Origin of the sequence: Leucobacter triazinivorans, from assembly GCF_004208635.1 — a bacterium.
GTDB classification, from domain to species: domain Bacteria; phylum Actinomycetota; class Actinomycetes; order Actinomycetales; family Microbacteriaceae; genus Leucobacter; species Leucobacter triazinivorans.
The window spans coordinates 915727-936111 of the sequence record NZ_CP035806.1 but is presented as its reverse complement, the minus strand read 5'-3'; the positions used below and the strand labels follow the sequence as shown (position 1 = coordinate 936111).

At 72.3% G+C, this 20385-nt stretch carries 20 protein-coding genes; 10 read left to right on the top strand and 10 right to left on the bottom strand.

The window, feature by feature from the left end:
• The first annotated feature begins 73 nt into the window (after positions 1-73).
• Together EVS81_RS04345 and EVS81_RS04340 are read left to right on the top strand one after the other, a co-directional pair.
• Positions 74-997 carry an Lrp/AsnC family transcriptional regulator gene (locus EVS81_RS04345; protein WP_165384182.1) on the top strand — a complete coding sequence of 308 codons (924 nt, stop codon included), beginning with the start codon at positions 74-76 and terminating at the stop codon, positions 995-997.
• A gap of 495 nt (positions 998-1492) precedes the next feature.
• The gene (locus tag EVS81_RS04340; protein ID WP_130111284.1) at positions 1493-2050 is read left to right on the top strand and encodes a dihydrofolate reductase family protein; all 558 of its coding nucleotides are present in this window, start codon (positions 1493-1495) and stop codon (positions 2048-2050) included.
• A gap of 189 nt (positions 2051-2239) precedes the next feature.
• Here EVS81_RS04340 and EVS81_RS04335 read toward each other — a convergent pair whose 3' ends face one another.
• Both EVS81_RS04335 and EVS81_RS04330 read right to left on the bottom strand, forming a co-directional pair.
• Complete coding sequence (locus EVS81_RS04335) at positions 2240-3922, bottom strand: FAD-binding dehydrogenase (protein ID WP_130109292.1); 1683 nt, start codon at positions 3920-3922, stop codon at positions 2240-2242.
• A 70-nt stretch (positions 3923-3992) separates the two neighbouring features.
• Entirely contained in the window at positions 3993-4673 is a 681-nt protein-coding gene (locus EVS81_RS04330) for a lysophospholipid acyltransferase family protein (protein WP_130109291.1), read from the bottom strand.
• A gap of 288 nt (positions 4674-4961) precedes the next feature.
• Here EVS81_RS04330 and EVS81_RS04325 point away from each other — a divergent pair, with 288 nt between their 5' ends.
• From EVS81_RS04325 to EVS81_RS04315, 3 genes are all read left to right on the top strand, one after another.
• On the top strand, positions 4962-5384 hold the full coding sequence (locus tag EVS81_RS04325; protein WP_130109290.1) for a Fur family transcriptional regulator: 423 nt from the start codon (positions 4962-4964) through the stop codon (positions 5382-5384).
• Positions 5385-5450: 66 nt separating this feature from the next.
• A complete protein-coding gene (locus EVS81_RS04320) occupies positions 5451-6905 on the top strand; it encodes a catalase (protein WP_130109289.1) in 1455 nt (484 codons plus the stop codon).
• Between the two features lie 30 nt (positions 6906-6935).
• Positions 6936-7232: a hypothetical protein gene (locus tag EVS81_RS04315; protein ID WP_205879384.1), complete on the top strand. Its 297-nt coding sequence runs from the start codon at positions 6936-6938 to the stop codon at positions 7230-7232.
• A 128-nt stretch (positions 7233-7360) separates the two neighbouring features.
• On the opposite strand, the gene EVS81_RS04310 is transcribed toward EVS81_RS04315, so the two are convergent.
• The 6 genes from EVS81_RS04310 to mvk all read right to left on the bottom strand — a co-directional run bounded on the left by EVS81_RS04310 (position 7361) and on the right by mvk (position 13975).
• The gene (locus EVS81_RS04310) at positions 7361-8563 is read right to left on the bottom strand and encodes a hydroxymethylglutaryl-CoA synthase (RefSeq protein WP_130109288.1); all 1203 of its coding nucleotides are present in this window, start codon (positions 8561-8563) and stop codon (positions 7361-7363) included.
• Complete coding sequence (locus tag EVS81_RS04305; protein ID WP_130109287.1) at positions 8560-9630, bottom strand: hydroxymethylglutaryl-CoA reductase; 1071 nt, start codon at positions 9628-9630, stop codon at positions 8560-8562. Before EVS81_RS04305 ends, EVS81_RS04310 begins: the two co-directional genes overlap by 4 nt.
• Positions 9631-9698: 68 nt before the next feature.
• Positions 9699-10781 (bottom strand): type 2 isopentenyl-diphosphate Delta-isomerase, encoded by a 1083-nt coding sequence (fni, locus tag EVS81_RS04300; protein ID WP_240739961.1) that lies wholly within the window; start codon positions 10779-10781, stop codon positions 9699-9701.
• Positions 10771-11919, bottom strand: a complete 1149-nt coding sequence (locus EVS81_RS04295) for a phosphomevalonate kinase (RefSeq protein ID WP_130109285.1) — start codon at positions 11917-11919, stop codon at positions 10771-10773. The genes fni and EVS81_RS04295 overlap by 11 nt, the downstream gene beginning before the upstream one ends.
• Positions 11916-12980 carry a diphosphomevalonate decarboxylase gene (gene mvaD, locus EVS81_RS04290; RefSeq protein WP_130109284.1) on the bottom strand — a complete coding sequence of 355 codons (1065 nt, stop codon included), beginning with the start codon at positions 12978-12980 and terminating at the stop codon, positions 11916-11918. The genes EVS81_RS04295 and mvaD overlap by 4 nt, the downstream gene beginning before the upstream one ends.
• Positions 12977-13975 (bottom strand): mevalonate kinase, encoded by a 999-nt coding sequence (gene mvk / locus EVS81_RS04285; RefSeq protein WP_130109283.1) that lies wholly within the window; start codon positions 13973-13975, stop codon positions 12977-12979. Before mvk ends, mvaD begins: the two co-directional genes overlap by 4 nt.
• A gap of 246 nt (positions 13976-14221) precedes the next feature.
• Between mvk and EVS81_RS04280 the strand changes: the two genes are divergently transcribed.
• Genes EVS81_RS04280 through EVS81_RS04260 form a run of 5 tightly spaced genes read left to right on the top strand, consistent with a single transcriptional unit; the run spans position 14222 to position 19043 of the window.
• Complete coding sequence (locus tag EVS81_RS04280; protein WP_130111283.1) at positions 14222-15034, top strand: ABC transporter ATP-binding protein; 813 nt, start codon at positions 14222-14224, stop codon at positions 15032-15034.
• Positions 15031-15837 carry an ABC transporter permease gene (locus EVS81_RS04275; protein ID WP_130109282.1) on the top strand — a complete coding sequence of 269 codons (807 nt, stop codon included), beginning with the start codon at positions 15031-15033 and terminating at the stop codon, positions 15835-15837. The genes EVS81_RS04280 and EVS81_RS04275 overlap by 4 nt, the downstream gene beginning before the upstream one ends.
• A complete protein-coding gene (locus EVS81_RS04270; protein WP_130109281.1) occupies positions 15834-16589 on the top strand; it encodes an ABC transporter permease in 756 nt (251 codons plus the stop codon). Before EVS81_RS04275 ends, EVS81_RS04270 begins: the two co-directional genes overlap by 4 nt.
• 2 nt (positions 16590-16591) lie before the next feature.
• Positions 16592-17557, top strand: a complete 966-nt coding sequence (locus EVS81_RS04265) for an ABC transporter substrate-binding protein (RefSeq protein WP_130109280.1) — start codon at positions 16592-16594, stop codon at positions 17555-17557.
• A gap of 13 nt (positions 17558-17570) precedes the next feature.
• On the top strand, positions 17571-19043 hold the full coding sequence (locus tag EVS81_RS04260; protein WP_130109279.1) for a mycothione reductase: 1473 nt from the start codon (positions 17571-17573) through the stop codon (positions 19041-19043).
• Between the two features lie 118 nt (positions 19044-19161).
• On the opposite strand, the gene EVS81_RS04255 is transcribed toward EVS81_RS04260, so the two are convergent.
• The gene (locus tag EVS81_RS04255; protein WP_240739960.1) at positions 19162-19587 is read right to left on the bottom strand and encodes an NUDIX hydrolase; all 426 of its coding nucleotides are present in this window, start codon (positions 19585-19587) and stop codon (positions 19162-19164) included.
• Positions 19588-19596: 9 nt separating this feature from the next.
• The gene (locus EVS81_RS04250; protein WP_130109278.1) at positions 19597-20370 is read right to left on the bottom strand and encodes a M15 family metallopeptidase; all 774 of its coding nucleotides are present in this window, start codon (positions 20368-20370) and stop codon (positions 19597-19599) included.
• Positions 20371-20385 lie beyond the last annotated feature (15 nt).

Sequence of the window (20385 nt, the reverse complement as noted above, 5' to 3'; positions counted from 1 at the left end):
GGATGAGCCGAGTATTCGTATTCTGCAGTGTTTTTGTCAATCGTTGCGAGTGCCGTTCTGGCATGATCGTGGCATGGATGAATTCGATGAGGATCTGATCCGGGCCCTGCAGCTCGACGGTCGGGCGCAGTTCTCGGCGCTCGCCGCCGAACTCGGCGTGCACCGCACGCTCGTCGCGCAACGGGTGCGCGAGCTGCTCGATTCTGGCGAGATCCGCATTCACGCGGCGGTGCACCCCAGCGCGGTGGGGCTTCCGATCCAGGCGAATCTGCAGCTGCGCATCAGCGGGCCGACCTCTCCCGTGTTCGAGCGGCTGAGCACCTTCACCAACGTCGTCTTCCTATCCGAGATCAGCGGCCAGAACCAGGCCGTGGTCGAGGTGTGGGCGGCGGATCGCGAGGACGTGGCCCGCTCCGTCCGGGCGATTCAGGCGATCGAGGGGGTCGAGGAGATGCAGTTCTCGCTCTACGACCGCGTGCTCCGCCGCCTGCGGCTCGGCGAGGATCCAGAACTCACCGACCTGGTGTTCGACGACTTTGACATCGCGCTCATCGCAGAGCTGCAGCTCGACGGCCGCTTGACGTTCGGCGAGCTCGCACGGCGCACGGGGTGCTCAGCCTCCGCCTGCCGCGCTCGCGTGATGCGGCTGCTCGGCTCGGGGGTCATGCGCATCGGCGCGGTGCGCAGCCGGCGCAGCACGACGAGTTCGGTGCTGTCGGGAGTGGGCGTGGTGCTGCACGCCGATCCCGAGCAGGCGGCGGCCGCGGAGGAGGTGCTGCTCGGCATTCCCACCATCGAGTTCGCGGCGCGCACGCTCGGCCGCTACGGCCTGATCGCGACGATCGCCGCACGCTCTCTGGCCGACTACACGGACATCGTGCGGAGGATCCGCTCGCACCCGGGCGTGTACCGCGTCGAGACCTGGGTGCACGCCTTCGTCTGGCTCGAGCGCTACGAGTGGAGTCTCGACCGTCTGGCCCGCAGCCGCACGGTGTGAGCGCGTCCGATCCCGTCCCGCGCGTTCCCGGCCCGTGCTCCGACCCGAGCCCGTGCTCCATCCCGCGCGCGATCCCGTCCCGTGCCCCGTCCCGCACGCTTCCCTCGCCTCGCCTCGCCTCGCCTCGCCTCGACCTCGCCCGATCCCGCGCCCGACCTCGCCCGATCCCGCGCCCGACCTCGCCCGATCCCTCGCCTCGACCTCGCCCGATCCCGCGCCGGCCCTCGCCCGATCCCGCGCCCGCCCCGCGCAACTCGCTCGCCTCTCGCTCGCCTCTCCCGCGTCCGTGCCGCGCGCCCTCGAACTCCTCAGCGTGCTCCTTCGCGCGCCAGGAGTTGCTGCCATTCTGGAGGTTTGGCGACATCTCCTGGCGCGCGTCGGACCGGCGGGGTCGAGGTGGGGCGCGTCGCGGGCGCGTGGGCGGGGACGGGCGCGGCGCAGGTGGGTCAGGCGGGCGAGGCGCGAGTGTCAGTGGCGCAGGGTACTGTCACCGGCATGGGACGCATCATCTTCGACACCGCCACCACGATCAACGGCTTCCTGGCCGACGAGCACCACTCCCTCGACTGGCTCTTCGCGGTCGAGAACGGCGACGATCCGGCAGAGGGCTTGTATCCCGCCGACGCCGCCGTGCTGGTCGAGGGATCCTCGACCTACGAGTGGGTGCTGCGGCACGAGCAGCTGCTCGAGCGGCCCGAGCGCTGGCGAGAGCTGTACGGCGAGACGCCCACGTTCGTGTTCACGTCTCGCCGCCTCCCGGTGCCGGCGGGGGCCGACGTGCGCCTGGTGTCCGGTGACGTGTCGAGTGCACTGCCCGAGATTCGGGCCGCCGCCGGCGACGGCGACATCTGGGTGGTCGGCGGTGGTGATCTCGCGGGGCAGTTCCTCGACGCCGGCGCGCTGGATCGCGTCGAGCTCTCGGTCGCGCCGGCCGCGCTGTCCGCCGGCGCGCCGCTCTTCCCGCGTCGCGTCGGCCCGGATCGCCTGCGGCTGGTGTCCGCGCGAGCGGTCGGCCAGTTCGCGCGCCTCGTCTACGACGTGCTGCCGGCGTAGCTTCATGCTGCCGGCCCAGCTTCGTGCTGCCGGCCCAGCTTCGTGCTGCCGGCCCAGCTTCGTGCTGCCGGCCCGAACGGACGGATCTCCCGGCGGGCGCGCGCGAGATCCCGATTTCTGCCCGTGCCTGAGCCTGGGAGCGACCAGAATCGGGATCTCGCGCTCGATGAGGCCGGGGGTGCGCGCGACCTATCCGCCGATGTCCGCGGCGATGGCGCGCCCCGCGGCGCGGCCGGAGAACAGGCAGCCCCCTAGAAACGTGCCCTCGAGCGCGTTGTAGCCGTGCACGCCGCCCCCGCCGAAGCCGGCGGCTTCGCCCACCGCGTAGAGACCGGGGATCGGATCGCCGCCCGCACCGAGCGCGCGCGAGCCGAGGTCCGTCTGGATGCCGCCCAGCGTCTTGCGGGTGAGCACGTGCAGTTGCACCGCGATGAGCGGTCCCGCCGCGGGATCGAGGAGCCGGTGCGGGGCGGTGGTGCGCGTGAGGCGATCGCCGAGATATCGCCGCGAGTTGCGGATGCTCATCACCTGGGCGTCCTTCGAGAACGGGTTGCGGATCTCGGCGTCGCGATCCCGGATCACGCGTTCGACGCCGTCGGCACTCAGCAGGGGCTCGTCGGTGAGATCGTTCATCTTGGCCACGAGCTCGGGCACGCCATCGGCGACGACGAAGTCGGCGCCGCGGTCGACGAACGCCTGCACGGGGCCGGGCGCGCCTCGGCCGAGCCGGGTCTTGAGCAGCAGCGTGCGGTCGCGGCCGGTGACGTCGGGGTTCTGCTCGGAGCCGGAGAGCGCGAACTCTTTGGCGGCGATGCGGCTCGTCACGATGAACCACGAGTGGTCATGCTCCGCGAGCCCGTCGCGCGTGCGCAGCATCCGCAGCGTTGCGAGCGTGTCGTGTCCCGGCAGGCCGGGCGGCGGCAGGCGCCGGCCGAGCGCATCGAGCCAGAGCGGGGAGGGGCCCGGCAGGATCCGGATCGCGTGCCCCGGCCACACGGGATTCCAGTTGCGCACGCCCTCCGTGTAGTGCCACATGCGATCGCGGTTGACGAGCCGCGCTCCCGCGGCCTCTGCGATCCCGAGCATGCGCCCGTCGACGTAGGCGGGTACGCCGGTCACCATCCGTTGCGGCGGAGCGCCGAGGCGATCGGGCCAGAACCGGCGCACCAGCTCGTGGTCGCCGCCGATGCCGCCGCTCGCCACGACGACGGCGCCCGCGCGCAATTCGAAGTCGCCGACGATCTCGCGCGACGAGACCGCCCCGCGTGCGTTCGTGTCATCCGCGAGGATGCTGCCGCTCACACCGGTGACGCGCCCGTTCTCGAACACGATCGCGTCGCAGCGGTGCCGGTGCAGGATCCTCGTGCGCCCGTCGTCGACGGCGTTCCGCGCGGCGGCGATGAACGGATCGACGACACCGGTGCCGGTGCCCCAGGGCACGTGGAACCGCGGCACCGAGTTGCCGTGGCCGCCCGCGGTGAGGTCGCCGCGCTCGGCCCAGCCGACCACCGGGGTGAGATCGATGCCGACCGCCCGGATCCACGCGCGCTTCTCCCCGGCGGCGAACTCGACGTAGGCCCGTCCCCAGCGCTTCGCCCAGCCGTCGTCGGGGTGCTCGCCGTCGAGGCGATCCCACTGCGCGCTGCCGCGCCAGTCCTGCCAGGCGAGATCGAAGGAGTCGCGCACGCCCAGGCGCCGCTGCTCGGGGGAGTCGACCAGGAAGAGCCCGCCGAACGACCACCAGGCCTGGCCGCCCAGATCCTGCGGTCCCTCCTGGTCGATGATCACGGTGCGCAGCCCCGCGCGGTGCGCTTCGCGTGCGGCGGCGAGCCCGGAAAGCCCGGCACCCACGATGATGACGTCGGCGTCCATGCCCACCAGTGTAGGGTCGGCATCCCGCTTCCTCGCCGGATCAGCGTGAGCGGCGGAAGCCGGCGCCGGGTCAGGCGCCCGACGCCGCGGCGTGCCCGTCGGCCAGTTCCTGGCCCGTGAGCGCCTGGATCGCGGCCATGATCCGCTCGGTCGCCGCGTGCCGAGCCCGCCCGCCCGGGATGCCCGCGAGATCGTCGAGCGGGATGGGCGCCCCGAATCGCACCTCGACGCGATCGCGGCGTCCGGTTCTCGGGTTGCGCAGCGCACGGTTCGTGCCGATGAGGCCGACGGGCACCACGGCGGCCCCGGTTTCGAGCGCCAACCATGCCGCTCCGCCTCGCCCGCGGTAGAGGCGGCCGTCGCGGGAGCGGCTGCCCTCGGGGAACACCGCGAACACGCTCCCCGCCGCGAGCACCTCCCGGCCGGCCTCGAGCGCGGCCTGTGCCGCCGACGAGGCCCCGCGGTGCACTGGGACCGCGCCGATCCGCCGGAAGAACCAGCCCCCGATCCGCGTGCGGAACAGCGAGGCCTTCGCGAGGAACTGCACCTTGCGCGGAGAGAACGAGGGGATGAGGATCGTGTCGAGCCCCGAGAGGTGGTTGCTGACGAGGAGCACGGGGCCGGTCCGCGGGAGGTGCTCGCCCCCGGAGACGCGGGGTCGGAACCGTAGTCTCAGCAGCGGTCGCAGCACGGCGCGCCCGATCGTGAAGACGGGCCCGGGACGCGCGAGGGGCAGGGGTGCGGAGCTCACGACTCCGAGCCTAACCCCGAGGTCGTGCGACCCGGGGATGAAGGACTCGTCCGTCGTCCTGCGACCGTCCATCGTCCTTTCTGCACCCGTTATCCTGTGCGCACCACCCCGTCATTCTGCGCGCAGTCGCAGCATCCACTGGCCTGGTGGATCAAGTGGGGTGCCGCGAGGTGGATCCTGCGACTCGTTCCTCGCGCAGGATGACGGCGGGGGTGCTCGTGAGCCGATTCGGTGAACGCCTCAAAACAGTATTTTGAATTCCTCAAAACAGAAGGTAGGGTTGCAGGTATGGAAGCCGGAATCGATACGACGCTGCGCACTGCCGGCCTGCGGGCCACTGCGGGTCGCGTCGCCGTGCTCGAGGCACTGGCCTCCATGCCCCACTCGGACGCCGAACGGGTGTTCCGAGTGGTCGCTCGCGAGCTGCCGACGACGTCGATCCAGTCGGTGCACAACATCCTCGCGGATCTGACGGCGGCGGGGCTCATCCGCCGGATCGAACCGGCCGGATCCGCGGCGCTCTACGAGCGGCGCATCGAAGACAACCACCACCACGTCGTCTGCTCCGGGTGCGGGGCAGTGGCCGACGTGGACTGCGTCGTCGGACACGCGCCGTGTCTCGATCCGTCCTCGACGACGGGCTTCACCATTCAGACGGCCGAGGTCACGTTCTGGGGCCTCTGCTCCGACTGCCAGGAGCCGGCCGCGTAGACGACGCCGCCGCAACGCCGCCGAATGGGGGCGTGATTCGTCGTACCCGAAAACCGAAGGAGAACCATGTCCAGCACCCCTCCCACTACCACTCAGACCGGAGCACCGGTCGCGAGCGATGCCCACTCGCTCAGCGCCGGCCCCGACGGCAGCATCGGGCTGCACGACCGCTATCTGGTCGAGAAGCTCGCGCAGTTCAACCGCGAGCGCATTCCCGAGCGCATCGTGCACGCGAAGGGCGGCGGGGCGTTCGGCGAGTTCGTCGTCACCGGTGACGTCTCCGCGTACACGCGGGCTGCCGTATTCCAGCCCGGTGCCGTCACCGGCACGCTGCAGCGCTTCTCGTCCGTCGCTGGCGAGCAGGGATCGCCCGACACCTGGCGCGACGTGCGCGGCTTCTCGGTGAAGTTCTACACCGCCGAGGGCAACTACGACATCGTGGGCAACAACACCCCGGTCTTCTTCATCCGCGACGGCATCAAGTTCCCCGACTTCATCCACTCCCAGAAGCGCCTTCCGGGATCGGGCCTGCGCGACGCCGACATGCAGTGGGACTTCTGGACCCTCTCACCCGAGTCCGCGCACCAGGTCACCTATCTCATGGGCGACCGCGGGCTGCCGCGTTCCTGGCGGCACATGCCCGGCTTCGGCTCGCACACCTACCAGTGGATCAACGCCGACGGCGAGCGCTTCTGGGTGAAGTACCACTTCACGGCGCTGCAGGGCAACGAGGAGATCGACGGTGCGGAGGCCGAGGCGATCGCCGGAGCCGACGCCGACTACTACCGGCGCGATCTCTTCGAGGCCATCGAGCGCGGCGACCACCCCGCATGGAAGCTGCAGGTGCAGGTCATGCCCTACGACGACGCCAAGACGTACCGCTTCAACCCCTTCGACCTCACGAAGGTCTGGCCGCACGCCGACTATCCGCTGATCGAGGTGGGCGTGCACACCTTGAACCGCAACCCCGAGAACTTCTTCGCGCAGATCGAGCAGGCCGCATTCTCTCCGGCCAATACCGTGCCCGGGATCGACATCAGCCCCGACAAGATGCTGCAGGCGCGCGTGTTCTCGTACCCTGACGCGCAGCGCTACCGGGTCGGCACCAACTACAACGAGCTGCCCGTCAATGCCCCGGTCGCCCCGGTGCACAACTACTCGCAAGACGGTGCGGGCCGGCACGGCTTCACGCCGGCCGATGCCCCGGTCTACGCGCCGAACTCGACGGGCGGGCCGGTGGCCGACGCGCAGCTGGCGGGTGCCGGCTCGTGGGAATCGGACGGCGAGCTGATCCGATCCGCGGTCACTCTGCACGCCGAGGATGACGACTTCGGCCAGGCAGGCACCCTCTATCGGGAGGTTTTCGACGACGCGGCGAAGGAGCGGTTCCTCGCGACGATCACCGGGGCCGTCGGTGCCGTGCAGAGCGACGAGATCCGGGAGCGCGCGATCCAGTACTGGACGAGCGTCGACGCCGGTCTCGGCAGCGCGCTGCGCACCAGTCTCGCGGGTGCGCGGTAACCCGTGCACGACGAAGGAAGGGAGACACCCATGAAGAGCGAACAGCAACGATACGGCCATCGCCGACCCGGTCCGATGCAGCGGGCGATGGGCGGGGGTGCGCACGAAGACATCCTCCGGGAAGCGCTCTCGCGCGTCGACGGCGCCCCCACTCCGGCGATGGGTGCGATGCAGGCCAGTATGGGGCGGGAGTCCCGCGTGCGATCCGCTCACGCGGTGATCCGCTCCTACCTCGACGAGCACCGCCTCCACGACACGCGGGCGTGGGCGCAGCGCGTCGCCGAGCGGACTCAGGGGGAGTCGAACAGGGCCGTGGACGCACGCTGAGGGACGGGGGATCCGCCAGCGGATCCCCCGTCATCCTGCGTGCGCGGAATGCCGAGGCGGGATGCGTCAGCATTCCGCGCATTCCGCGGTGGCGCTACCGCGCCAGGCGAGTCGCAGGATCCATCTGCTCAACCGGCGGTGCGCTCGTACCGTCGCGCGCGCCCCTGCAGGCCGGCGAAGCGGAACGGCGCGCGCGTGATCCGCGGCGTCTCGACATCCGCTGCGCTCGGGTATGCGCGGGCGTGCAGCTCGCGGTACTCCGCCACCTCGAGCGGCACGCGAGCCTCGAGCGCCGCGGCCACGCGCTCGGCGCCTCTCCGCGACGCGTACCCGGGCTGGACGATGCCGGTGATGAACTCGCTGACGCTGCCCGAACCGTAGCTGAACATGCCGATGCGCCGCCCCGCGAGATCGGCGTCGTGGTCGATCAGTGCGGCGAGGGCCGCGTAGAGCGATGCGGTGTAGCTGTTGCCGAGGCGTCGGTTGTAGATCGAGCCCGTGACGAGGCCGGTGTCTCGCGCGGCGCCTGCCGCGGCCTGCTCGGCCGCGGTGAGCGCGGTGCTCAGTGAGGCCCCGGTGTGCTCGACGAGGCGCTGCTGCCCCTTCTTCGCCATTTTGGTGAAGGGCTGGTGGTAGAGAATGCGGTCGACGTCGTCGATGCCGGGGCCGCCCCGGGCCTGCAGGTCGTCCCACGATCCGGTGAGCGCGTCGAGGTACGCGGACACCGAGAGGGCGCCGTCGACCACCGCGGTCGATGAATCGTTGGGCCGCCAGAAGTCGTCGACGTCGTCGGTGAAGAGACCCGTGGCCGGCTCGATCTCGACGAGCGCGGGATCGGCGCTCACAAGCATCGCCACGGCGCCGGCGCCCTGCGTGGGCTCGCCGGGGGAGTCGAGCTCGTAGCGCGCCACGTCGCTGGCGATGACGAGCACGCGCTCGTGCGGGAAGCGGCTGACGATGCCGATCGCCGCCTGGAGCGCCGCGGTGCCGCCGTAGCAGGCCTGTTTGAACTCGGTGACGCGCACCTGCCGCGGCAGGCCGAGCAGGTGGTGCACCGAGACGCCCGCGGCCTTCGACTGGTCGACGCCCGACTCGGTGGCGAACAGGATGGTGCGCAGCCCCTCGATGCCGTTGCGCTCGAGGAGCGGCAGGGCGGCGGAGGCGCCCATCGTGATGATGTCCTCGTCGGGCGCGGGAAAGCTCATCTGATCCTGGCCGAGGCCGAGGTGGTACTTGGCCGGGTCGGTTCCGCCCGCCTCGGCGAGCCGGGTCAGGTCGACCACGTGGTGCGCGGTCGCGAGTTCGAGATCGTGAATGCCGATCGAGGTCATGCGCTCGGCGTCTCCTTCCGCTCCATGAGCAGGTGCGCTGCCATGAGCTCACCGGGGTTAGTCTGGGCCGCGAGGAGCGAGAGCTCCCCGCAGAGAACGGTCGCCGCCATGAGTGCGGCGAGGCGGCGCGCGTTCGCGCCGGGCTCACGCTCGTCCCGGCAGCCGAGCCGCTCGAGGTTCGCGTTCACGTGCGCGAGGTGCTTGCCGTTGCCGACGGTGCCGACGATGAGGTGGGGCAGCGTGCACGAGAAGTACAGGCCGTCCTCGCGCTCCTCCGCGTAGGTGATGCCCTGCGATCCCTCGACGATGTTGGCGGCGTCCTGACCCGTGGCGAGGTAGAAGGCCAGCAGCATGTTGGCGTAGTGCGCGTTGGCCGAGCGGATCGCGCCGGCGATCGTGCTGCCGACGAGGTTCTTGCGCACCGAGAGGTCGGCGACCCTGCGGGCGGTGGTGCGCAGCCGGCGCTCGACGACCTCGTGGGGGAGCAGGATCTCGGCCACGACGTTGCGGCCGCGACCCAGGATCCCGTTCACCGCGGTGGCCTTCTTGTCGGAGCAGAAGTTGCCCGAGATCGAGCCGTAGTCGATCCCGAGGCCCCACGAGAGGATGCGCTGCATGAGCGCGTCTGAAGCATTGGTGACCATGTTGTGCCCCGAGGCGTCGCCCGTGAGGAAGGCGAAGCGCACGAAGAGCAGATTCCCCACGACCTCGGGGTGTGCCTCGAGCAGTTGCGCGTGGCGGCTGCCCGCCGAGACGACCTCCTGCAGTTCGGGCAAGCGCTGCTGGACGGCGCGCGCGGCGGCGTCCGCGCCGACGGCTCCTTCCGCGACGAAGAGCACGGAGCGGGTCATGCGCTCGCCGATGACCACGGTGCGGATCCCGCCGGGGATCTCGCGGGAAATGCTGGCGCCGCGCCCCACGGATGGCCACAGCGGCGTCTCGTAGGTGGCGAGGGGGACCGCGATCTCGCTGTGGGGCGCTTCGGTCGTGATCGCGTCGCCGCTCACGCGCAGCGGGCCGACCCAGCGGGTCGGGATCTCGGTGACGATGGTGTCGGAATCGTTCACGGCGTCTCTCTTCTGGAAGGGGGTCTGCAGGGTCCGGGAGGGCGGGGCGCGGGGAAGGCGCCTGCGGGTCAGGGCCCCGATCGCGTCGCGAGCGCGGTGAGGTCGATCCCGCGCAGGCGGCAGAACTCGGCCAGCCGGCCGCGCACGAGCAGGTCGGTCGAGGTGAGTTCGGCCGGTGCGGCCGCCCCGAGGAGCGCGAGGATCGCCGTGGTCTGGGCGACCCAGCGCTCGATCAGCGGGACGAGCGTCTCGGCGCCGCCGTCGAGCAGGGCCTCGAGGAAGCTGCCCGCCACGCCGACGGCGCCGGCACCCGCGGCGAGGGCCTTCACCACGTCGAAGGGGTTGCGCACGCCGCCGGATGCCAGCAGAGCCGGGCCGCCTTCGGGCGCGTCGAGCAGACAGGCGAGCGCCGACTGGCCGAAGCCCGACAGCATCGAGAAGTCGTGGCCGCTGCGACGGGCGTCGGAGTCGTGCCGGGCGTTCTCGATGCGCAGGAAGTCGGTGCCCCCGGCGCCGCTCACGTCGGCGATGCGGACGCCGAGTTCGGAGAGACGCAGCAGCGTGCGGCGGCTGAGACCGAAGCCCACCTCTTTCACGATCACCGGCACGGGTGACGCGGCGACGACCCGCTCAACCGAAGCCTCCCAGCAGGAGAAGTCGCGCGTGCCCTCGGGCATCGCGGTCTCCTGCACGGCGTTGAGGTGCAGCTGCAGTGCGTCGGCGTGCAGCAGCTCGACGGCGCGCACGGCGTCGTCGGCGCTGCGCCCGACGCCCAGGTTCGCCATCACGAAGCCGGTCGGGTTCTCCTCGCGGATCACCGCGAAGCCGCGCGCTGCCTCGGGGTGATCGAGCGCGACCGACACGGAGCCGCACGCCATCGGCATGCCGGTCTCGCGGGCGGCGATGGCGAGCTCGCGATTGATGCGGGTAGTCCACTCGGTGCCGCCCGTCATACCGTTGGCATAGAACGGGGTGCTCCAGCGCCATTCGCCGACCCGCACCGCGAGGTCGACCCGGCTCGCGTCGACCCCCGCGAGCGCGTGGTGCACGAACTCGACGTCGTCGAATGCGTTGGCGCCGGGGGCGTCGCCGCGCTGCTCGTGGGCGAGACGCACGTGGTCGTCCTTGCGCGATGCGCGTTCAGAGTTCACCGGGGCCTCCAACGATCGTGGGTCGATCCAGCGGAATGCGCTCCGAGGGGTGCACCGACAGCGGCAGCCTCAGAATGCCGTGCGCCTCCCACTCCCGCAGGAGCGCGCTCGTGTCGAGACGGGCGGGGGCGAGCACGATGCCGCAGTCGCCGCCGCCGGCGCCCGAGGGCTTGGCGGCGGCACCGTGCCGCTCGGCGCTCTCGCAGAGCGCCCGCAACTGCTCGGTCTCGATGCGGATGCCGGACGTCGCGCCGAGATCCTGCAGCAGCCCGCGTGCCCGGCGTACGGAGTCGAGCGCCAGGGCGTCGCTCTCGGCGAGGCCGCGCACGAGCTCGTCCACGCAGGAGCGGCTCGCATCCAAGAACGAGGCACGGTCCGCCTGCCCGTCGCCGTCTCCAGCCGTCTCCGCGCCGACGCGCGTCGGGCGCCCCACCTCCGCAACGAGCCGCTCGGTCGAGGCGGGCGATCCCGTCCAGCCCACCAGCAGTTGCAGTCCGGCGGGCCGCGGCAGGCGGGTCACGCCGAAGCCCTGCCACGCCTCCTCCGACTGCAGCGCCGCCGCGACGCCGTGCCGGGCACGCGTCGCGCGCAGCAGGTCGCGATCGGGCGACGTGTAGCGGATCCAACCGCCGAAGGTGCTCGCCGCGAGGTCGCCTCCCGATGCGCGGGGAGCCACCTCGATCGTGGCGAGCAGCGCGAGCTTGAACCTCTCGGTGGGGCTGAGGCCCAGTCCGGTGAACTCATCGATCGCCGCGATCACCGCCACCGTGACGGCCGCAGACGATCCCAGTCCGAACTTGCGGCCGTGCTCGTCGTCGAGCTCGCTGTCGATGTCGAGGTCGAAGTAGTGCGGAGGGAGCCCGCGCTCGGCGCGCAGCTCCTCGACCGCGGCGATCGCCGAGAAGACGTAGTCGCGCGGATCATGCGTCGGCACGATGCGCCCGCTGTCGCGGTCGCGCACCCACACCAGCGGCGATCGCTCGTAGGCGCTCGACCGCACGCGGCCCTCGCCGCTCGCCGCCGTCAGGCGCACCGAGAGGTAGCGGTCGACCGCCACGAGCACGGCGGGTTCGCCCGGCTCGACCACCGCGTACTCGCCGGCGATGTAGAGCTTGCCCGGAGCGCGGGTCTCGATCACGCGCCGGCTCCGGTCGCGGCGGGATCCCCGCCTGGGGATGCGTCGAGCGGAGCCGAGAGACGGGGATCCGCGTCGATCAGCTCGGCGCCGGCACCGGGCCCGACCACGCGCACGCGCCCGAACCCGCGCAGCTCGTCGGCGACCGCCTCGGCCTCGGCGGGCCGCACGACGACGCAGACGTTGGGGCCGGCATCGGCGGTCGCGTACGCCTCGACGCCGCGATCCCGCAGCGCCGAGACGGCGTCGAAGACCGCGATGCTCGTGGGAGCCAGATAGCGCACGGGCGGGTCGGCCGACTGGATCACCGCGTGCATGCGCAGAGCGTGCGATTCGGTGATGCGGCCGATGCGGGTGAAGTCGCCGTCGCGGCAGGCCTCGAGCATCGCCTCGAGGCTCTGCTCCGTGCTCGCGACCCAGGCCGGGTAGAACGGCGAGGTGAGCGCGGTGAGACGCATCGCCTCACGGCTCGAGATAGCCTTCTGCCGCTCGTCGACCGTGACGATCACCATGCGCATCTCGGGAGCCGGGACGGGCTCGGCGAAGGAGGTCTCGTCGCCGTCGCCGGCGTGCCAGACGGAGACGCCGGGAATGATCGAGCGGGCGGCCGATCCGGATCCGCGGCGCGCGAGCCTGCTGAGCGAAGCGGGGTCGCCCGGCAGGCCGTAGGCCGCGGAGGCGGCGGTGGCGAGCGCGGCGAAGCCCGACGCCGAGGAGGCGAGGCCCGCGCCCGTGGGCGCCTCATTGTGCGAGCGCACGAGCGCGCGGGCGGTGGACCCCGAGCGCTCGCGCACGAGGTCGAGGAAGCGGGTGACGCGGCGCAGACGATCGCCCGCCTGCGCTTCTCCGTTCAGCTCGAAGCGGTCGCTCGCGGCGCTCGCGTCGAGCGTCACGGCGGTGGTCGTTGCGTATGCGTCGAGCGTCAGCGAGAGGCTGCCGGCCGCCGGCAGCATGACGGCCTCGTCGCGCTTGCCCCAGTATTTCACCAGTGCGATGTTCGGGAACGCCCGTGCGGTCGCAGTGCCGCCGGCGGTCCCATTCGCCGCGGTGCCGGCCCGGGTCATGCGGCGGCCACTGTGGTCGTCCAGGTGCGGGGCGCGCCCGTGGAGCGCAGCGCGAGCGCGATGTGCTCGGCCTGCGCCTCGGACTCCGCCAGCGCGAGCACGCAGCCGCCCAGGCCGCCGCCCGTGAGCTTCGCCCCGTGCGCGCCCGCCGCGCGCGCGGCCTCGACCAGCGCGTCGAGCTGCACGGTGCTCACGCCGATGCGGCCGAGCAGTGCGTGTGCCTCGAGCATGCGCGAGCCGAGCGCCGAGCGGTCACCGAGTTCGAGATCGAGCACCGAGCCCTCGGCGATATCGGCGAGCTGCGAGATGGCCCGATCCATGCGCACCGGATCGGCCGCGCGGCGCTCGCGCACGCCTGCCACGGCTGCCGCGGTCGACCCGGGCACTCCGGAGTCGGCGAGCACGAAGGTGAGCGGGGCGCCCACGCCCGTGGGCCGGGCGCTGCCGCCGTGGAAGCGGATCGGCCCGGCCGCGGAGACGGCGCGGGCGTCGATCCCGCTCGGGTTGCCGTGCGCCACGCGCTCAGCGCGCTGCACGATCTCGTGGAACGCATCGGCGTCCAGCTCGGTTCCGAAGAGATCGGCCGCCGCCCGGGCGATCGCCGCTGCCACCGCCGCGCTCGACCCGAGCCCGCGCCCGTGGGGGATGGCGCTGCGCACCCGCAGCTGCGCCTGCATCTCTTCTGCGCCGACCGCGCCGACTGCGCCGAGCGCCGCCCGCACGGCGGTGATGACGGGGCGCAGCACCTCGGGCGCCGACGAGGCTGTTCCCGCGAAGAGCTCGCTCTCGATGCGCAGCTCGGAGCCCGGCGTCGGGCGGATCATGGTCTCGACCTCGAGCTGATGCAGCGGCACGGCGATCGCGGGCGCACCGTACACGACCGCGTGCTCGCCGAACAGGATCGCCTTCGCGTGCGCGGTGCCGGTTCCGACGGCGCGCTCGCCCGCCGGCCCGGCTTCGGACGGCCGGGGGCGCGTCGGGAGGGAGGAGTTCATGCGGGTCCGTTTCGATCGTTTCCGCCACGGCTCGCGGCGGCGGGCACGCAAGAAGAGGGACGGACATCGCCGTCCCTCTTCCGCCAGTTCAAAGGTCCAGTTTACGCCAGGCCGTCTGCGGGTCGCCACATATTCCCCGTACACCATGACGCTGCGAGCGGACAAGCCCGTCCCCGCAGCGCTCCGTGCCTCGTTAGGGTGGTGCATGGAGCATCGGTGCCGGCAGAACGGGAGGACGTCGTCGACATGATCGAGTTCGAGCATGTGTCGAAGGAGTACCCGGGAGGCGCGATCGCCGTCGCGGAGTTCTCGTGCGTCGTCCCCTCCCACCGCACGGTGGTGCTGGTCGGCTCGTCCGGATCCGGGAAGACCACCCTGCTCCGGATGGTCAACCGCATGGTCGATCCCACGTCGGGACGCGTGCTCATCGACGGCGAGGACGTGCGCGAGCGCGACCCCGTCGAGCTGCGCCGCTCGATCGGCTACGTCATGCAGCACGGCGGTCTGCTGCCGCATCGCACAGTGCTCGACAATGTGGCCGCCGTGCCGCTGCTCACGGGTGCGCCGCGGCGCGCGGCGCGTTCGGCCGCGGCCGGTCTGCTCGAGCGGGTCGGGCTCGACCCCGCCCTCGGCCGGCGCTACCCGAGCCAGCTCTCGGGCGGCCAGCAGCAGAGGGTCGGCGTCGCCCGGGCGCTCGCCGCCGATCCGAACATCCTGCTGATGGATGAGCCGTTCGGCGCGGTCGATCCCATCGTGCGGCGGGAGCTGCAGCGCGAGCTGCTGCAGCTGCAGTCCGACCTCGGCAAGACGATCGTCTTCGTCACCCACGACGTCGAGGAGGCGTTCCTCGTGGGCGACGAGGTCGTGGTGCTCGAGGCGGGCGCGGGGATCGCGCAGCGGGGCGCTCCGGCCGAGATCCTCGCCCACCCGGCGAACGAATTCGTGCGCGACTTCGTCGGTGCCGATCGCGCCGAGCGCCGCCTCCACGCCGTGGACATGGACGGCCGCACCGTCGCCGTCGACGGCGAGGGCCGAACCGTCGGGGTGTTGGAGCCGTGAACTGGGCGATCGCCAACTGGGAGACGGTGGCGGGTCTCGCGATCGACCACCTGCTCCTCAGCGTTCCGGCGATCCTCATCAGCGTGCTCGTGGCGGTGCCGCTGGGGCGGCTCGCGTTCCGCAGGCCGCGCCTCGGCGGGCCCCTCCTCTCCGCGGCCACGCTCGCCTACGCGATCCCGGCCCTGCCGCTCCTGATCATCATCCCGGCTGTGCTCGGCACCGCGCTGCGGTCGTGGCAGACGATGGTCGCGGCTCTGACGGTCTACGGCGTGGCGCTGCTCGTGCGCACCGCCGCCGACGCGTTCGCCGCCGTCGACCGGCGGGTGCGCGATGCCGCGGTGGCCACCGGGTACGCGCCCCGGGGGCTGTTCTGGCGGGTCGACCTGCCGCTCGCGGTCCCGGTGCTCGTCTCGGGCGTGCGCGTGGTCACGGTGTCGACGATCAGTCTCGTGACGCTCGGTGCGCTCATCGGCGTCCCGAGCCTCGGCACGTTGCTCACCGACGGATTCCAGCGAGGGATCGCCGCGGAGGTCTGGACCGGGGTGCTCGCCACGGTGGTGCTGGCGCTGCTGCTCGACGCCGTGGTGCTCGGCGTGGGGCGCGCGCTGACTCCGTGGAACCGGCCGGCACGCGGATCCCGCCGTTCGCGGCGGTCGCAGGGTTCGAGGCGGTCGCAGCGCGCACGGGCCGCACGGGCCGCACGGGCCGTGTCGGGTGCGCGGAGCGGTGCTCCGCGGGCGAGGGGAGCGACGGGGGCGCAGGGAGCGACGGGGGCGCAGGGAGCGACGGGGGAGGCGTCGTGAACCTCTTCGCCGAGGCACTGGCCTGGCTCGCCGACCCCGCCAATTGGGCGGGGCCCGGGGGCATCCCCACGCGCACGCTGCAGCATCTCGGGGTGACCGCGCTCGCGCTGCTGGTGGCGGCCGCCATCGCGATTCCCGCCGGGGTGCTGATCGGGCACACCCGCCGCGGCGCCGCCCTCGTCGGCGGGTTCACGGGTGCGGCGCGGGCGCTGCCCACGCTCGGCCTCCTGACGCTCTTCGGCCTCGCACTGGGCATCGGCCTGGCGGCGCCCCTGCTCGCGCTCATCGTGCTCGCTATCCCGTCGCTGCTGGCAGGCGCCTACGCGGGCGTGCAGGCCGTCGATCCCTCGGTGCCCGCGGCGGCGAAGGCGATCGGATTCACCCCCGCGCAGGTGATCCTGGGCGTCGAACTGCCCCTCTCCCTCCCCGTGATGATCGGCGGGGTGCGCGCCGCGGCGCTGCAGGTCGTTTCGACGGCGACCCTCGCGGCCTACACGGCCGACCTCGGACTCGGGCGCTACCTCTTCGCGGGGCTGAAGTCCCGCGACTACGCCCAGATGCTCGGAGGCGCGCTGCTCGTGATCGCACTGACCCTGGTGCTCGAGCTGCTGCTCGCGGCGTGCCAGCGCGCCGCCGTGCGCTACGCGCGCCCGAGCGGCGAGCCGAGGCGCCGTGCCGCCCGCGCGAGCAGCGCCGGGCCACCCCGCCGCACCGACCCCAGACCCCAGACCATCGACCGAGAGGAACCCTGATCATGCTCCGTCGCACTCCCGCACCCCCCGCGCCCTCCGCCCCCGCCTCGCGCCTGCGCGCGGGTGCGCTCGCCGCCGGCGCGCTCGCGCTCAGCGCCGCGCTCCTCGCCGGCTGCTCGAGCGCGGACCCGCTGGACGCCCCGGACGCCTCCGGAGGCGGGTCCACAGACACGATCGTCATCGGCTCGCAGGACTACTACTCCAACGAGATCATCGCCGAGATCTACGCGCAGGCCCTCGAGGCCGGCGGGTACGAGGTCGACCGCCAGTTCCGCATCGGCCAGCGCGAGGTCTACCTGCCCGAGATCGAGGCGGGGTCGATCGACCTCTTCCCCGAGTACAGCGGCAATCTGCTGCAGTTCTGGGATCCCGAGACCGAGGCCAGACTCTCCGATGACGTCTACGCCGAGCTGCAGGACGCGACCCCGGAGGGACTCCGCGTGCTCGAGCAATCGCCCGCCACCGACCAGGACTCGTACACGGTGACCCGCGAGTTCGCCGAGACCTGGGACCTCACGAGCATCGACGATCTCGCCGAGGTCGAGGAGCCGCTCACCCTGGGGTCGAACTCCGAGGCCGAGACCCGTCCGTACGGGCCGGAGGGGCTCGCGGAGGTCTACGGCATCGAGGGCGTCGCGTTCACCCCGATCGAGGACGGCGGCGGGCCCCTCACGGTGAAGGCGCTGCGCGACGGCGCGATCCAGCTCGCCATCATCTACACCGCCGATCCGACCGTGGCCGAGAACGACCTCGTCGCGCTCGAGGACACGCGCGGCATCTTTCTCGCCTCGCACGTCGTGCCGCTCGCGAGCGACCGCGTCGACGAGGGCGCCGCCGAGATCATCGACGAGGTCAGCGCCGCCATGAGCGCCGAGGATCTCGTCGCGCTCAACGCCCGCAGCGTCGGCGAGGAGCTCCCCGCAGACCGGATCGCGAGCGACTGGCTCGCCGAAGCGGGGCTCGTCTGACAGCATGGGCCGCATGCGCACCATCACCGCCGACCTCGCGATCATCGGTTCGGGCTCGGGGAACTCCCTCATCACGCCCTTCTGGGACGACCGGCGGGTGGTGATCGCCGAGCGCGGCGTCTTCGGGGGCACCTGCCTCAATGCGGGCTGCATCCCCACCAAGATGTACGTGCGCCCGGCGGCGCTCGCCCGCTCGCCCGAGGAGGCCGCGCGCCTCGGCGTCGCCATGCGCACCGAGGCCGTCGACTGGCCGGGCATCCGGGACCGCATCTTCTCGCGCATCGACGCGATCTCCGCCGCGGGGGAGCGCTATCGGGCCGAGGATCTCGATAACGTCGAGCTCATCTCCCAGGAGGTGCGGCTGACCGGTGCGCGCTCGTTCGTCGCGGCGGACGGCACGCGGGTCGAGGCCGAGCAGCTGGTCATCGCAGCGGGATCGCGCCCGGTGATCCCGGACATCCCCGGCATCGGGCTGCCGCAGGTGCACACCTCCGACACCGTGATGCGCCTCGCCGAGCAGCCCGGGCGGGTGCTCATCATCGGCGGCGGGTACGTCGCGAGCGAGTTCGCCGGGATCTTCGCGGGGCTCGGCTCGGAGGTCGTGCAGGTGGTGCGCGGCGAGCGCCTGCTGCGCGGGCTCGACGCCGAGATCTCGGCGCGCTTCACCGCCGAGGCCGGGCGGCGCTGGGACGTGCGGCTCGGGTGCGAGGTGCGTGGGATCGAGGCGGCGCGCGGGGGCGTCGCGCGCGGGGGCGTCACCGTCGAGGTGGGGCCTACCGCGCGCGGGGCGGGCGACCCTGCCGAGGCGGCCGATCGTGCCGGGGCGGCTGACCGGATCCCGGCCGATGTCGTGCTCGTCGCCATCGGGCGGATTCCCAACTCCGATCTGGTCGGCGCCGCGGCGGCCGGGCTCGATCTGCACGCGGACGGGCGCATCGTGGTCGACGAGTTCCAGCGCGTGCGGTCGGGCGGCGCACCCGTCACCGGGCTCTACGCGCTCGGCGACGTCTCCTCGCCGCACCAGCTGAAGCACGTCGCCAATCACGAGGCGCGCGTGGTGGCGCACAACCTCGAGCATCCCGACGATCTGCGTCGCTCGCGGCAGGAGGTGGTTCCGGCGGCCGTCTTCAGCGACCCCGAACTCGCCCAGGTGGGCCTCACAGAGCGCGAGGCGGGCGCCCGGATCGGCGCCGAGCACGTCACCGTTGCGACGCAGCGCACCGGCGATACCGCGTACGGCTGGGCGATGGAGGACTCGACGGGCGTCTTCACGATAGTGGCGGATCGCCGTGACGGTCGCATTCTCGGCGCGCACGCGATGGGGTATCAGGCCTCCAATCTCATTCAGGTCGTGGTGATGGCGATGAGCTTCGGCATCGACGCCCACGCGGCCGCCAGGGGCCAGTACTGGATCCACCCGGCTCTCATGGAGGTGGTCGAGAACGCGCTGCTCGGTCTCGACGTGCCGCGGGGGCCCGAGCTCTAGGGGCGGCGAGGGAGGCGAGCCCCGCCGAACCCGAGCCCGTTCGTCGAAACCGACCCTTCCAGCGCCGAGAATTCGCTCGGTTTCGGAGAATGAGCTCGGGTTCGGCGGAAGTGCCCGCTCAGCGAGCGGCGCGCAGCAGGGGGAACACGAGCTCGGTGTTCAACGGCGCCATGTCGGCCCGCGCCACCGCGGGGTCGACCCATTCGAGGTGCTCGATCTCCGCGCGCGCCCGCGCCGACACGGCGGCAGCGAGGTACGGATGCTCGAATACCGACGCCTCCACGGCGTGCCCGGGCTCGTTGGCGGCCGCGGCGCGGAACACGCCCAGGGCGTCGAGCCGTTCGCGGTCGAGCGCGATCCCGAGCTCCTCCTCGAATTCCCGCACCGCGGTGTCGCGCGGATCCTCGCCCTGCTCGTGCTTCCCGCCCGGCAGCATCAGCGCCGCGGTTCCCCGTTTGCGCACGGTGAGCACGTGCCCGCGCGGGTCGCGCATGACGACCGCGCTGACGCGGATGACGGGCTGGGTCTCGGGGGTGCGTGTCACGCCACGAGCCTACTCCGCGTACCCGGGCGCCGCGGGGAGGCCGAAGAACTCCTCGAGGGTGGTCACCCCGGTCGCCCGCATCTCCTGGGCGAGTTCGGTGCCGACGTAGCGGAAGTGCCACGGTTCGGGCATGAAGCCGGTGATCTCCTGCTTGCCCTCCGGGTAGCGCAGCACGAAGCCGTGCTCGGCCGCGTTCTCGGCCAGCCAGGCGCCGGCCGGCGTCTCGCCGAAGCAAGAGGCGAGGTAGCAGGCGCCGTGGTCGTCGAAGTCGACGGCCAGGCCCGTCTGGTGCTCGGAGTGCCCGGGCCGGGCCGAATACGTGTCGGCGGCCGCCTGCCCGTCGCGCGCCACATACCCGTCGTACAGCCCGACTTGCGTGGCGTAGTCGCGGTAGGCGCTGATGATGCGCACGGTCAGGCCCTCTGCCGCGGCCGCGGCGACGAGCGACTCGACCGCGCGCGCGGCCGGTTCGCGCAGCGGCTGGGAGAACTCGTTCTCGACGCCCTCCGGCATCGAGAGGTCGGCGGGAGCGAAGTCGGCGGGGGAGAGCGGGCGCAGCTTGTTGCTGACGACCCAGATCGAGGCGGGATCGTCGATCGAGTGCGCCTGCCGATCGAAGGCGGGTTCCTCGGGCTCGTCCGGAGCGGCGCTCGGCTCGGTGGTCGGCTCCGGAGCGGGCGTCTCCTGCGCCGGGGACGGGGCGGGCTCGGGAGCGCATGCGGCGAGCAGCGGCAGGCAGGCGCAGAGCAGCAGGGCCGCGGCGCGAGTGCGAGGGCGGATCATGCCCCTCAGCCTAAT

Bases quoted from the DNA above. Each gene is read 5' to 3' on its own strand.
- mvk (WP_130109283.1), bottom strand. From the start codon at position 13,975: ATGAACTCCTCCCTCCCGACGCGCCCCCGGCCGTCCGAAGCCGGGCCG.
- EVS81_RS04325 (WP_130109290.1), top strand. From the start codon at position 4,962: ATGGAAGCCGGAATCGATACGACGCTGCGCACTGCCGGCCTGCGGGCC.
- EVS81_RS04260 (WP_130109279.1), top strand. From the start codon at position 17,571: ATGCGCACCATCACCGCCGACCTCGCGATCATCGGTTCGGGCTCGGGG.
- mvaD (WP_130109284.1), bottom strand. From the start codon at position 12,980: ATGACCCGGGCCGGCACCGCGGCGAATGGGACCGCCGGCGGCACTGCG.
- EVS81_RS04310 (WP_130109288.1), bottom strand. From the start codon at position 8,563: ATGACCTCGATCGGCATTCACGATCTCGAACTCGCGACCGCGCACCAC.
- EVS81_RS04265 (WP_130109280.1), top strand. From the start codon at position 16,592: ATGCTCCGTCGCACTCCCGCACCCCCCGCGCCCTCCGCCCCCGCCTCG.
- EVS81_RS04335 (WP_130109292.1), bottom strand. From the start codon at position 3,922: ATGGACGCCGACGTCATCATCGTGGGTGCCGGGCTTTCCGGGCTCGCC.
- EVS81_RS04280 (WP_130111283.1), top strand. From the start codon at position 14,222: ATGATCGAGTTCGAGCATGTGTCGAAGGAGTACCCGGGAGGCGCGATC.
- EVS81_RS04250 (WP_130109278.1), bottom strand. From the start codon at position 20,370: ATGATCCGCCCTCGCACTCGCGCCGCGGCCCTGCTGCTCTGCGCCTGC.
- EVS81_RS04345 (WP_165384182.1), top strand. From the start codon at position 74: ATGGATGAATTCGATGAGGATCTGATCCGGGCCCTGCAGCTCGACGGT.
- EVS81_RS04340 (WP_130111284.1), top strand. From the start codon at position 1,493: ATGGGACGCATCATCTTCGACACCGCCACCACGATCAACGGCTTCCTG.
- EVS81_RS04315 (WP_205879384.1), top strand. From the start codon at position 6,936: ATGAAGAGCGAACAGCAACGATACGGCCATCGCCGACCCGGTCCGATG.
- EVS81_RS04320 (WP_130109289.1), top strand. From the start codon at position 5,451: ATGTCCAGCACCCCTCCCACTACCACTCAGACCGGAGCACCGGTCGCG.